The sequence below is a fragment of the Flavobacteriaceae bacterium HL-DH10 genome (assembly GCA_031826515.1).
Classification (GTDB): Bacteria; Bacteroidota; Bacteroidia; order Flavobacteriales; family Flavobacteriaceae; genus Thalassobellus; species Thalassobellus suaedae.
Window position 1 is genome coordinate 1,628,470 of the sequence record CP134536.1, and the last position, 14,928, is coordinate 1,643,397.

Genomic DNA, 14,928 nt, shown 5'->3' on the forward strand with positions numbered 1-14,928 from the left:
ACTAAATTATATTACATTTCAGGTTTCTCGGTTTGAAAATAACAATACCAAGCACGAGGTCCATCTTCAACTCTCACTTTTAGAGTAGTATTTGTTATTTCAATAATCTCTAAAGTACCAGAGCTCTCACCGTTATACCAACACATAAATCCACCATCAGAAATATTTATTGTCGTCCCTCTATAAGTGGGATCTATCGCATCTTCTGTTGCAATAGAAGATGATGGAGATAAAGTTACCGTTTTAACTCCAGTAAGTCCTGGGGCAACTTCAAGACCATGACAGGTATTACCATCAATACCTATAGTGTTTGCGTAATCTCCATTAACGTAAGCGATTTCTGTTAACTGTTCAAAAGTGATATCGCCTTCATCAGACTGTGAATACACAAATTCTGCATCATACATACAACGTTTATCTTCCCACCAAGAACCTGCGTTAAACCAAGCAGCATATGTATGTGAGCCATCTGCTTGCACTTCGTTTGGTCCTAATCCAATATTTCCATCTTTATCTGCTGCCCAGTACCATTTTTTATTATTACCAGCACCACCAGTTAAAAACTTTTTAGCTTCTTGGTCGTCGAAAGAACTATATACATCAATATTGATTGAAGACGTACTTTGAGATCCGCCAGTTCCAGAGGCTATAACCGTAACTGTATATGTGTTTGTGTCAACTTTTGAAAACCTATGACTTGTAACTCCTGATGCGGCTACAGCATCTGTATTGTCCCCAAAGTTGTATATATAAGTTATTGTGTTATCTGCCGTAGCTGTAAAATTTACTAAGCCACTACCATCTCCACCTGGATTGTTAGAGTCTTCACCAACAATCTCATAAGAAATTTGTATATTACTTGGTGCAACTATATCTCCAACTTCGTAATTATCTTCTTCGCAACTCATTAATGTTATTAATGCAAGAACAAAGGTTATATAATATTTAATTGTTTTCATCTTTTTATTTTTTATTTATGAAAATATAAGTTATCAATATACACGGTAGCATTACCACCTGAAGTATCCCAAACTAGTTGGGTAATTCCAGCGCGATCCATATCATAATTTGATAAAGGAATAGTGACACTAACCCATGTACCTTGGTTAATTACTGGAAGAAACTCAATATCTTCCTGAACAGGGTTATAAGTGGTGTTTACCATTTTAAGTCCTAAGGTGGTGGCGTCTTGTGTATAGTAATCAAAATGTAGATAGCTCATTCCAGTCAAATCTGTTGGGTTATCATAGTTGGTTACAATACCTGAATAATTTAATAAATCATATTGCCAAACATTGTTTCCTGCTATAGGGAAATCTGATAGTGTTGTTGTTTGACCCCAGTCAGGATTTACTTCACTTAGCGCAACCCCTGTATAAGAATCACTATAAATAGAAATAACATCAGCCTGTGCTATAGTAGGTACTGGAGCAACCACTGTTGGTTGAGCGCCAGACTTAGAAGAAAAATATAAATTATCAATATATACTTTCGCGCTTCCTCCAGACGTATCCCAAATAAATTGAGTTACTGCAGATAAATCCAAGTCAAAATCTGATAATGGAATGGTTACACTTGCCCATGTTCCTCTTATTATATTGCCTACAAACTCAATATCTTCTTGATTAACAACGGTATTTACCATTTTTAATCCTAAAGTTTCTGCATCAGGTGTAAAGTAATTAAAATGTACATAATCCATACCTGATAAGTCTGTTGGTGCATCATAATTTGAAACAATACCTGAATAGTTTAAGTTTTCATATAACCAGATATTGTTTCCATCAATATCAAGAGTTGTCAAAGTTGTTGTTTGACCCCAATCTGGGTTTATTTCGTTTAAACCAATGTTAGTATATGCATCACTAAAAAGAGAAACAACATTAGCTTCAGTTGTAGTTGGTGTTGGAGCAGGAACCTCAGGGGTTTCTGCTACAATGGAAGGGTTCCAGAAATAAATATTATCTATAAACACAGTTCCTGCTGCCCACGTGTCGCCTACAAGTTTCAGTTGAAATATTTCTGTAACCGTTAGACCTTGATCTGTGTAATCTGAAACAAGGATATCCAAGCTTGTCCATTCACCAGTTGTTAAATCTTTTTTTATAGGTGCTTCTGTAGCGCCTCCAGGAGTGTTATTAATTAATGAAGTTTCTAATTTAAGACCTTCATCTGCCGTCCAAACGTCCAAGTGTAAATATTTCATTCCTGAAACATCTATTGATGTTCCATCTGCTAAAGCAATACCTTGATAACTAAGGTTAGTGTATTGTAACATTTCATCACCATTTAAATCAAAAATACCCCAGCCACTTCCTTGTCCGGCTTGTCCCCAATCTGGGAAATAATTAGTATTAGGAACGTCTGTGTATTTAGTACTATATATGGATATAACATCAGTTTCCTCTCTGCTAGGAGGTGTAGGAGCTGAATCTGTAGGTTGTAAAATGGCCGTAACTTCAAAATCAAAAACACACTCTGTTGTTTGAGACGATGCACTCATTGCTACTACTCTAATGGTATACGTTCCAGCTTCTTGATATTGGTAATCTACGGGTTCTCCATTATTAGCTGTTTCAGGTTCATCTTTTCCTGGTTCCCCAAAATAGACCTCGTAAGAAATACCAAATTTAGCCGTTACAGTTACATCTACTTCTTTAGATATAGCTTTGTCATTGCTTCTTTTAATATTTTCGTTTAATACACAACTCATTTTGGGTGCTTCGTAAACTACAGGGAGAGATTTTGTTGCAGTAGCTGTTAGACCTGTTAATCCAACGGCCTCAATAATTACATCGTAAAATTCTTCTTCTGGAAGTTCAGCATATTGATGTACCACACTTTCACCTTGAATTACTTCTGCTAACATTTCAGTACCATCTCCAAAATTTATATTATAAGATGCGGCACCTATAGCATTTGGTGTAATACTTATTAGACCTAAATTTCCTGTATCTTCATCCAAGATGGGTTTAAAAACTGCAGAAACTTCTGATGGCGCCTCAACTTTATCAATAAAACTTAAATCATTATCATCTTCGGCGCAACTCATGAAGAAGATCAAAGCGAAACTAAATATATATTTTAATGTTTTCATATCTTATTTTTTTAATTTGAATATCCTGGGTTTTGTGACCAAGTGTTTCCAGCAAGCTCAATTTCAAGTCTTGGAATAGGAAATAAGTCATGCTTATTAACTTCAAAGCCAGGAATCGTACTCGTTTTCTCTGTTCTAACCTGATCGAAAAACCGATGACCCTCTCCAGCCAATTCCAATCTTCGCTCTTGCAAAATGTTTTCTAAGGTAGCAGGAACTCTGTAACTGATATCTCCAGAAAAGGCTCTATCTCTAACTTCGTCGAGCAATGTTTGAGGGTCTCCTTTAGGCGATGTAGCTTGAAGATTAGCTTCTGCAGCCATTAACAATACATCAGAATAGCGTATTGCTCTATAGTTATTACCGTGGGTAATTCTAGTGTCTGGTAAGTTAGCTTCCTTATATACCATGTATTTAAAATTGTAATAACCCGTATATTCATTTCTTTTATCAAATTTTAATTCAGGCATTTGTGCTGCGTAAGCTTCAATATTAAAAAATGTTGCATTGAGTCTAGTATCTGCAACATCATATAAATCAACAAGCTCTGGAACAGGCGTGCTAAACGTATTGCCATCATCATAAGGACCCCAGTTTACCTTTTCACCTGTAAATCTTGGTGACATATAACCTGCTGCTACATTACCTTCAGAATACTCTAATTGCTCATAATTTCCTCCTTCAACACCTATAGAATATTGAATTTCAAAAACAGATTCTTCATTATTCTCGTTGTTATTAAGAAAAATAGTTCCAAAATCCTCAACTAAACGATATTGTTTTGACTTAATTACTTTATCAAAAGCATCTGCAGCCTTGTCATATTCTTTTTGGAATAAATACACTTTACCCAATAAGGCCCACGCAGCTCCTTTTGTAGCTCTGCCTGGTTGCGCTTGTATCCAAGGCAAACTATTTGTAGCAGTTATTAAATCTTGTTCAATTTTATCATAAACGTCCGCTTTAGGAGTTCTACCAATAGATTGAGCGCCTTCAACAGAGATTCTTCCGTCAACTATTAACGGGACATCGCCAAAAAATTTAACTAATTGAAAATAGTAAAATGCCCGCAAAAATAAGTTTTCAGCTAATAATTCAGGTTTTCTGTCAAAATCAACTTGATTTTGAAATTCAACAATATAGTTAGCTCTGCCTATACCAGCATACATCCATTTCCATACATTTCTTAAAGCTAAATTATCGGCATTATGAGTCATGTCATCAATCTGTTGCCATTCTGGAGTATCTGTAGGCCGCTCACCTCCACATAAAGCATTATCTGAGGCAATTTCTCCTAGTATGTGAATTAAATAATTGGTTCCTAAAAGGTCATATGTGCCAATTAAAGCATCTTCATAATCTTGTTGTGAATTAAAGAAGTTTTCAGTATTCTGTTGTCCTTCTTTAGAGATATCAATATAATCATCACAAGCATTAACTGAGATAGTTAAGGCTGCAAGTATCATTAATTTTATTATATTATTTTTCATATCGCTTAGTCTTTAAAATGAAATATTAACTCCAGTAGTAAACGTTCTAGTTTGAGGGTATTGACCCAAATCTACTCCTGCGCCCAATGGACTTGCATTAGAAACATCTGGATTATATCCACTATAGTTAGTGAATGTATATAAGTTGTTTACAGCTACGTAGAGTCTAAACCTGTCTAAACCTAATTTTTCTAAGACTTCACTAGGTAAAGAATATCCTAATTGAACATTCTGTATTCTTAAATAAGAACCGTCTTCTACATAAAAATCAGAAAACAAAACATTACCAGACGCATTGTTTGATGCTCTTGGAACAGTATTTGAAGATCCTTCTCCAGTCCACCTGTCCAAGTATAATCTTGATTTGTTGCTATACGTTAAAAAACGTTCATAACTTCTAACCACATCATTTCCTATTGACGCATATAGTGAGGTGCCAAAATCAAAATCTTTATAATTTAGGTTCAGATTAAATCCTACCGTGGCATCAGGGATAGGGTTACCTATTACCGTTTTATCAACAGAGCTATCAATAACACCATCACCATCAATGTCAACAAATCTAATGTCGCCTGGTGCTGCGCCATCTTGAAACTTGTCGTCAAGGTCATCTATCGTACCATCATCGTTAGTATCTGTGTTTAAAGCATCTATTTCTGCTTGGTTTTGATATATACCATCCGTTTTTAGGCCATAAAAGACACCGATTGGAAGACCTGTTTGGAACCTTGATGTTTGCTGAGCCAAATCAAATAAGCCTCCAGAAATAAATCCTGCTGCATTATTTACTTTAACAGCTTTGTTCTCAATGGTAGTTACGTTTAAGCCTAATCCTAATTTAAATTTGTCCGAAAAGTCATGATTAAAATTTAAACTTATATCAAACCCTTTATTCTCAATAGTTCCAGCATTTACAATTGGAGCAGAACTACCCGGAGCCGCAGCACCTACTAAAGCAGAAACTTCTGGGATTAATAATAAGTCCTCTGTTGTTTTCTTATAATAATCGGCCGTTAAATCTAATTTTCCATTAAAGAACCCTGCATCTATACCAATATTTGTTTGTGTATTGGTTTCCCATTGTAAATTAGGGTTAGACAAAGCACCAATGGCATTACCATAGTATAAATTGTCTCCAAAAGAATACGAAGCTTCTGTACCGTTGGTTCCTTGCAGGAAGCCTAACCATCTGTAGCTACCTATTTTGTCATTACCAGTAATACCCCAACTAGCTCTAACTTTTAATTTGTTAATACTTTCTGATTTGAAAAAACCTTCATTACTTATTAACCAACCTCCTGAAACAGAAGGAAAATATCCTATTCTATTTTCTGGACCAAATCGTGTTGATGCATCACGTCTTAACATAGCTGAGAAGAGGTATTTACCATCATAATCATATTGCACTCTACTAAAGAATGAATACCATCTGTCTTCGTTTATACCTGTTGATGCATTGCTATTCTGTCTTATAGTTTCTCCGCTATCAATATTCCCGTCAGCATCTACAACCTCATCATAAATAAATGATTGAGTATTAAATAAGTATGCATTTTTCCAGCTATCTCTATCTGGACTTATGGTTAAATAACCAAACCCGTAAGCACCATAAAAATTCTCACTTCTTATAGAAGAACCCAATAAAGCACTAACATTATGTTTTTCTATTGAAAACTTATAGTCTATAAAATTCTCAAAATTATAATCGAAGTAATTTTGGTTGTCTTCACTTACTGTACTAAAAACATCCGTAACTCCGTTATCATTTCTATCTAAATCGAAAGCTCCTCCATTTAATGTAACGCTATTTACAACCTTCCCAGATCCGTAATAGCTTAAAGGGTTATATCCTCTATTTACAACATCGGCATAATTAAAATTAAAACGGCTAGTTGCTTTTAAGTTTTCTAAAATATTATATTCTAATTCGATTTTCCCAGTAAACCTATTCGTTTTAGATTGATTGTAGGTGTTATTAACTACAGCTAAAGGATTCACAATTTCAGAACCCTGGTTATCTCCAATATAAGTAAACCCTCTTGATGGACCTGTTCCGTCTGTACCGTCATAAACCGAAGTTAAAGGTGATGCATTTAGACCATAATATAAAACAGACCCTCTACCGCCTTCATTTATTCCTTTACTTTTAATGTTTGTGTAAAGTAAAAATGTATTAAGTTTTAATTTTTTTGATAAATCGATGCCTAAGTTGTTTTTAATGGTCATACGGTTATAATTAGATTTATCTGGAGCTATAATACCATCTTGAGCAAAATAACTAGCACTTACACTATATGTAACTGTATCTGAACCTCCATTAGCTCCAATTGTATGATTTATAATTGGAGATGTTGTAAATAATTCATCTTGCCAATCTGTTCCAACACCAAATCCTCCAATATTGGGATAAGGAATACCATTGCCATCTGCAGCTTCTGTTTCATTTATATATACAGCATACTCTGTAGCATTCATTAAATCTAATTGATTTGAAGCCTGTTGCATGGATAAAAATGAGTTATAAGAAAACTTTGTAGCTCTGTTTCTCTTACCAGATTTAGTTGTAATAAGTATAACACCATTAGCTGCTTGAACTCCATAAATAGCAGAACTAGCATCTTTAATAATGTCCATTTTTTCAATATCATTTGGATCTATAATACCCAAATCTGGACCAATATTAACACCATCAACAATAACCAAAGGGCTATTATCTCCGTTGGTTGTTACACCACGTATTCTAATATTTAATCCCGCTCCAGGAGATCCCGAATTGGATGTTACTTGTACACCAGCTGCATTACCTTTTAAAGCTTCTTCAATTCTGGCAGGGTTAGATTCAATAATCTTTTCTGAATCTATACTTGTAAAAGCTCCAGAAACTAATTCTTTTCTTTGAGAGCCATATCCAATTACAACAACCTCTTCGAGCTTAGCAAGATCTTCTTCTAATTGAATTTTTAAATTAGCAGAATCCGTTATAACAATTTCTTTTGTTATATAACCAATATAGCTAAATGATAAGGTAGCACCTGCTTCAACATTGGTAATTATAAAATTACCGTCAAAATCTGTTACTGTTCCTTTACTTGTATTCTTGACTATTACATTAACTCCTGGTATAGGAAAGCCTGCATTGTCTTGAACATTTCCACTTATATCTTTATTCTGCGCACTAGCGTAAGCAAAAAAGAATAAGGTTAAAATTTTTAAGAGTGTTTGCCTCATTTTAATATAGTTTATTTAGTTTCAGTAAAGCTAGTATCACTAATTGTTAATTTATAGTTTTTTACCTCAACAAAAAACATACATAGTAAAAAAATTATGTAAATTTTACGAAAAAGACAATAATTACAAGGGTTTTTAAGAATAATGAATTACAAAAAAATAACCTTTAAAACAAAAAAACACAACAATGTTGTGCTTTTGTATAGGTAAAAATTAAGTGTGTTGTAGTCTTAAATTTCTAAAATGTAGTCTGTAAGGCTTGACTCGTGTGGTAAATTCATTTTTTTACGCAATCTGTATCGTTTTACCTCTACACTTCTTGAAGATATATTAAGCAAAGGCGCTATTTCTTTTGAAGATAAATTTAGTCGTAAATAAGCACATAATCTTAAATCGTTTGAGGTAAGCGATGGATGTTCTGCTTTTATGATTTTAAGAAAATCTTTATCGGCGTTATTAAAGGCTTCTTCAAACAGATGCCAATCATCGGTATTATTTAAATTTTTGTCAATTATTTTAATAACATGCTTAATTGCATTTTTAGTATCATCGGCATTTTTAAGTTCTTTTTTAATACTATTTAAAAACTCATTCTTTTTAATTAAGCTCATAGTAGAAATACCAAGTTCTCTATTTTTATTTTCAATATCTTGCCTTAAATTATCATTATTAAAACGCATTAATTGTTGTTTGTTTTCAAGTTCTTTAAGCTCTAAATCTCGCATCGTTTTACGTAATAATTTTTCTCTTTGTTTTTTGTAATAACGCTTATACATATGGTGCATAAATAATGAAAACAATAAAACAATAAGGATATAGCTTACCAAAAATAAATTGGATAAAAACCAAGGCCTCTCTATATTAAAACTATAAGATGCTACATTAGCACTAATATTATTACCTGTTTTAGCACGTACATTAAATGTATAATCGCCATACGGAAGGTTATTAAAAAAAACTTTTGATTCGTGTGTCCATTCACTCCATTTAGGATATATTCCTAATAATTGATATTGATACTTGGTACCTAACGATTTTTCAAATTCTGGTACACTATAACTAAATTCAAAATTATTTTCTTGGTTTTTAAAAGTACCATGAATAGATTTATTAATAATTTTTGGAGGTGAATTTAAGTCTGTTTCAGCAATTGAATTAATAGAAACTCTATAATTTTTATTACGAATTTTATTTAAATTTAATAGTAAATAACCTGAAGAGGTTCCTATTAAATATTTTTCCTTATTTATAAAAGTTATATTTTCATATCCTGTTTGACCAATTGGAAAAGATTCTGAAAATGAAATTTTATTAAATTTTAACTTATCACTTAATTTACTTGTAATTACATAATTTAAATTGTTTTTAGAAAAACTCCATAATGTATTGGTTTCTTTAATAAAAACAAGTCTTCCAGATGTGTAGTTTTCTTTATCTAAAATGGCGCTTAAAATTGAATCTTTTACAAATGAATTTATTTTCTCTTTATATTTAAAAACACCATTACTATAGGTATAATAAATATTATCATTATAATTAATTAAGCTAGAATTAAGTTCTTTTTCGACATTTAAATCCTTATCCATTTTTACAACTTCTGTAAAATCATCATTTACTTCAAGAATAAAAACACCTTTATATTCATGACTTACCAATATTTTATTTCCAGATATTTCAAAAAACTTACTAGAAAAGTTAAATCCTTTTATCTTATTTTTTAAAACCCATGTATTATTTTTTCTTTCAATAATATATAAGCCATCATAATTACCTTGAAGTAATGTATTTTCATTTATTGGCTTAATACTCCAAGTGCCTTGTATATCTATAATCTTTTCAATTTTGTTATTATTAATAACAAACGTTCCTGAATCATGCCCGCAAAATAACTGATTATTAATTTCGCTTAAATTCCAAACAGCTCCTTGAGATCCTTCAATAAATTTAAAATTATCTTTAGACTCTAATGATTTATAAAATAGACCTTGATTGGTTCCTAAATATAAATTGTTATTAAACACAGCAGAGGCATAAACTGTTCCTATTTTTCCTTCTTTATCTTTATAAATTGTAAAAGGAGAATTAATATTAACACAGTTAATACCATTATTTAACGCTAGCCAAATATTATTATCAAAGTCTTCAAATACATAATGAATAGAATTATTGCTTAAGCCATTAGTTATATTAGTATGATAATCTATCTCGCCATTAACAGTAAGATGAATAATACCGTTAGATCTAGTGCCTAGTATAAAACTCTTATCTTTTAATTGCGTGCTTCTATAAACACTTACTTTAGAAAGTAGGGTATTTGCAGGTATATTCCATTTTATAAGTTTATTATCATTTAGAATATAAAACCCACTATCTTCTGTTTCTATTAATAGTTTATTGTCATGATAAAACATGTTAACCATTAAATTATCTTTAATTATATCATGATTAGAAATTAATTTAGCTTTTCCTTTTTCTATAGTATATAAACCGTCTTTAGTTTTTTGAAAATAAATTGCATCATTAACTTTAAATATTTTATAAATTAAATTTTCAGATTCTATAATATCTAAAGTTTGATCGTTTTTATGATATATATATATTCTATTTAAAGATTGAAATAAAATAAAATCATTTAAACTAATAATGTTCCAAAACTCTTCATCTTCAATAAATTTTATATTTAATTTTTTTGATAAGGATGTATATAATAATACACCTAAATCATTTTTTTTCCAATAACCGAATTCTTGATTACACCCTGTATAAATAATATCATCTATAATATTTACAGAGCGTATTATAGATTGATTAGGAGATTTATATAATTGCCATTTTGAACCATTAAATTCTAATAGTCCTTTATTATTAGCCACATATATATATTTCTCTTTAGATTGTGTTATAGACCAATTTTGTGTTTCGGCGCCATAATCATTTGGATAAAAAATTTGAATAGGGGGTTGCTCTTGAGCTTTCAAAATAATAAAAGCAAATAACCATATATACCTTATATAAAAAATAGCGTTTTGCATTTAAATAAAAATAAATGTTATGGTACTAATATAATCTAAATCCTTTTAAAATAAGGAATTAAATAAAAATTGTATGGCTTTAGTATGGAAAAAATAAGATTTAGATCTTGTTTTTAAATACCATACAAAAAAAGCCAATACTTAAAGTATTGGCTTTTTATGTATAAGACACGTTTTTAATTTATTCATTCATTCTCTTTATTCTTCCTCCTAAAACTTTACTTTCATTAACTGTTTCTGGATTGCCGTAAATAAACACATCACCTCCAGCTCTAATTTTAACATCTACTAATTTTGATGCATTTACATGAGCTTCGCCTGCGGCTTTTATATTTACTTCTGTTTTATCTGTTTTAAACTCACTTCCTTGATAAGTACCACCTGTTGAAATTGAAATATTTTGATTTTTCGATTTACCAGTAACTGTAATTATACCACCTGTAACAGCTTTAATATTTGTATAAGTAACATTTACTGGAACATTAATTTTACCTCCTTCTTGAGCTCTTAAATCTATTTCAAATTGTTTTATAGTATCATCAGAAAGTACTTTAGCACCTTCATTAACATCTATAACATCAAGAGCTGTATAATGTAAAACTATTTTTGTTTTATTACCATCAAAAGCTTCTTCTAATTTCATTTTTATTTTTAAAGTTCCGTTTTTATTATTTATAATAACATCTGCTTTGTTTTCTCCTGTTATAATAACTTTGTTATCATTAGACTTTACTAATTCAACTTCTATTAAATCGTAAACTTTAAGCTCGCTAAAATCGCCAACAGCTTTTTCAATAGGGTTTTGTGCAAAAATTACTGTTGTTATAAAAAGAATAAATACTTTAACTAATGTTTTCATATGTTTATAATTATTGTTTTTTATGTAACGCAAAACTATCAATAATTATTCCGTTGTTAATTCACTTTATGAAAATTTTATAAGAAACTAAAATATACTAAGATATCTATATAATCTAACCTGTTACTATATCTAAATAATCTTAAACACATAATTTCTATTTAGAATTGGTTGTTGTTAGTATCATTCCATTTTTTTTAGTACTTAAGAAACTACTATATTGTGCTTTACTAATTATTAAAGTTAAACATTATGAATAAGTTATTATCTAAATCAGCATTAATAGTTGGAATAATTGTTACTGCATTTTTTCTTTTAGCTGTTGGTCCAAAATTAATAGGGTCAATATTAGAAAATGGAATAAATGGAATAAAGGAAATAGGAGGAGCAATTATGAATTGGTATGATAATCCAACTGGGTTTTTCATTACCTATTTTGTTGGATACGCTGTTATTTGGAAAAGTAAACTAATAGGGGCACTTATTATTATTCTTGCCTGTGTATTAGTTACTCTAGTTAATATTGACAACATGGGGTGGATTATATTCACTCTCCCTGCTGCTGCAGTAAGTATATTATATTTATTACTTTGGAATAAAACTAAAAGAATAAAAAACAATGCCTAAGAATGTATAACCGCAATTACAGCATATTCGACTACGTCCGAATCCACTCGGAATTACTAATGTCAGTGCCAAACCTAAAATTAACGCTTATAAACCCGTAACTGAAGGTTATACGAGACCATTAAACGAACCTCTCAAAAATAAAAAGAAAGCCTCAAATTATTACATAATCTGAGGCTTTTCATTTTACTAAAATTTCACGAATTAATCTTCAGGTTTTCCTATTAGATTAAAATCGAGATGTTTTTTAACTAAATCGGTGTTTTTAACTTTTACAATAACCTCATCACCTAATTGATACATGGTTTTTGTGTTTCTGCCAACCATAGCATATAAATCTTGATCGAACGCATAATGATCGTCATTCATATCGCGAACACTTACCATACCTTCACATTTATTAGAAATAATTTCTACATAAATTCCCCAATCGGTTACACCAGAAATAACACCTACAAATGTTTCATCTTTATGGTCTTGCATAAATTTAATTTGCATGTATTTAATAGAATCGCGTTCTGCTTTAGTAGCCAGATTTTCCATGTTACTAGAATGGTTACATTTTTCTTCATAAATATCCTCGTTAGCCGATTTTTCACCATCTAAATACAATTGTAATAAACGGTGTGCCATCACATCGGGATACCTACGAATAGGCGATGTAAAATGACTATAATAATCGAAAGCCAAACCATAATGTCCAATATTTTTGGTGGTGTATTCAGCTTTACTCATGGTTCTAATTGTTAAAGTATCAACTAGATTTTGTTCTTTTTTTCCGTTTACTTCTTTTAATAAATTATTTAAAGAACTAGAAACACTTTTTCTATCTTTAAAATTTAATTTATAACCAAACTTAGAAACAATACCTTGTAAACTAGCTAATTTACTATCATCTGGCTCGTCATGAACTCTATATACAAAGGTTTTTTTAGGATCTTTTTTACCAACAAATTCCGATACTTTTCGGTTGGCTAATAACATAAATTCTTCAATTAATTTATTAGCATCTTTACTGGTTTTAAAGAATACACCAACTGGATTTGCTTGTTCGTCTAAATCAAATTTTACTTCTACTTTATCAAACGAAATAGCACCATCACGCATACGTTTATTACGCATTTTTTTAGCTAGTTCATCCATTTTTAAAATAGCCAAAGCAATATCTTTTGAAGTTTCGTAATCTTTTCCAGTTAATGAAACTTCACTTGGAATGGTGGTATTTATTTTTCCTGTGTTTTTAAGTACTTCGTCTGCGCTCAGTGTGACATTATTCTCAATAACTGCTTGGGCTTCTTCGTAAGCAAAACGTGCATCACTATAAGTTACGGTTCTACCAAACCATTCATTTTTAATGTCACATTTATCATTCATTTGAAACACAGCAGAAAAGGTTAGTTTTTCTTCATGCGGACGTAATGAACACGCTTTATTAGATAATACTTCTGGTAGCATAGGTACCACACGGTCTACTAAATATATAGAGGTGGCACGTTCGTATGCTTCATCATCTAATACAGAGCCTTCTTGTAAATAATGTGATACATCGGCTATATGAATACCTATTTCATATAATCCGTTATCTAAAATTTTAAACGATAAGGCATCATCAAAATCTTTAGCATCTTTAGGATCGATGGTAAAGGTTAAATCTTTACGCATATCGCGTCGCTTACTAATTTCTTCTTCTGTAATAGAGGTATCTATATTATTAGCAAATTCTTCTACTTCATGCGGAAACTCGTTTGGTAATCCATATTCAGCTAAAATAGCATGAATCTCTGTACTATGATCGCCTGGTTTACCTAAAACTTGCACCACTTTACCATAAGGTGAATCGGCATTTTCTGGCCAATCTTCAAGTTTTACAAGCACTTTATCGCCATCTTCAGCTTTATTAATTTTATTAATAGGAACAAAAATGTCTTTATACATTTTATTACTATCGGCTACTACAAAAGCAAAATTCTTCTTTTCATGAATTTGAATAACACCAACGTATTCGCTTTTTTCTCGATTTAAAACCTTTGTAATTTCGCCTTCTAATTTTCCTCTATGGCGTCGTTTATAAACATAAAATTCTACTTCATCGCCATTTAAGGCTTTATTTATATTGTTTGATGCAATAAATACATCATCTTCAAATTCATCGCAAATAACGTAACCGTTACCTTTTGCAGCTAAATCTAATTTTCCTGTATAATATTCGGTATTAACAATGGCTTTAAATTTACCACGTTCTACTTGTTCTATATCTTGTTTAGCAGCTAATTTTGCTAAGGTTTTTATAATTTGGTTTCTGCTACTAGCATCATTTACACCTAATTTAGCAGCAATTTGTTTGTAGTTGTAAGATTGATTTCTGTCTTTTTTTAAAATACTTAAAATTGTATTTGATAGGTTGGAAATACCTTTGTTGGATTTCCCTTTTTTCTTTTTTGTCATTTAATTTTTGTAATCATATTCATTTCCTAAGATACAGGAAATTGTGTTATTAAATAGCATTATTTTAGGAGAAGGTTTGCTATTTATTTTATACAAAGTTACAATTAAATTATTTAATCTTATTTTCTTAGTGTTAAATTGAAGTTATCA

At 31.0% G+C, this 14,928-nt stretch carries 8 protein-coding genes; 1 reads left to right on the forward strand and 7 read right to left on the reverse strand.

Translation table 11 applies throughout. From position 1 onward, the window contains the following. Positions 1 to 11: 11 nt before the first annotated feature. The 6 genes from RHP49_07140 to RHP49_07165 form a co-directional block, all read right to left on the reverse strand. Entirely contained in the window at positions 12 to 959 is a 948-nt protein-coding gene (locus RHP49_07140; GenBank protein WNH14021.1) for a hypothetical protein, read from the reverse strand. Between the two features lie 11 nt (positions 960 to 970). Then, on the reverse strand, positions 971 to 3,097 hold the full coding sequence (locus tag RHP49_07145) for a hypothetical protein (GenBank protein ID WNH14022.1): 2,127 nt from the start codon (positions 3,095 to 3,097) through the stop codon (positions 971 to 973). Positions 3,098 to 3,108: 11 nt separating this feature from the next. Then, the gene (locus tag RHP49_07150; GenBank protein ID WNH14023.1) at positions 3,109 to 4,587 is read right to left on the reverse strand and encodes a RagB/SusD family nutrient uptake outer membrane protein; all 1,479 of its coding nucleotides are present in this window, start codon (positions 4,585 to 4,587) and stop codon (positions 3,109 to 3,111) included. 12 nt (positions 4,588 to 4,599) lie between these two features. Further along, the gene (locus tag RHP49_07155) at positions 4,600 to 7,815 is read right to left on the reverse strand and encodes a TonB-dependent receptor (protein ID WNH14024.1); all 3,216 of its coding nucleotides are present in this window, start codon (positions 7,813 to 7,815) and stop codon (positions 4,600 to 4,602) included. Positions 7,816 to 8,045: 230 nt separating this feature from the next. After that, on the reverse strand, positions 8,046 to 10,847 hold the full coding sequence (locus RHP49_07160; protein ID WNH14025.1) for a triple tyrosine motif-containing protein: 2,802 nt from the start codon (positions 10,845 to 10,847) through the stop codon (positions 8,046 to 8,048). Positions 10,848 to 11,028: 181 nt separating this feature from the next. Continuing rightward, entirely contained in the window at positions 11,029 to 11,706 is a 678-nt protein-coding gene (locus tag RHP49_07165) for a head GIN domain-containing protein (GenBank protein WNH14026.1), read from the reverse strand. 252 nt (positions 11,707 to 11,958) lie between these two features. Here RHP49_07165 and RHP49_07170 point away from each other — a divergent pair, with 252 nt between their 5' ends. Further along, positions 11,959 to 12,333, forward strand: coding sequence for a hypothetical protein (locus RHP49_07170; GenBank protein ID WNH14027.1), 375 nt, complete (start codon positions 11,959 to 11,961; stop codon positions 12,331 to 12,333). A gap of 204 nt (positions 12,334 to 12,537) precedes the next feature. Here the strand turns inward: RHP49_07170 and RHP49_07175 are convergent, their stop codons facing one another. Beyond that, entirely contained in the window at positions 12,538 to 14,778 is a 2,241-nt protein-coding gene (locus RHP49_07175) for an RNB domain-containing ribonuclease (GenBank protein WNH14028.1), read from the reverse strand. Positions 14,779 to 14,928 lie beyond the last annotated feature (150 nt).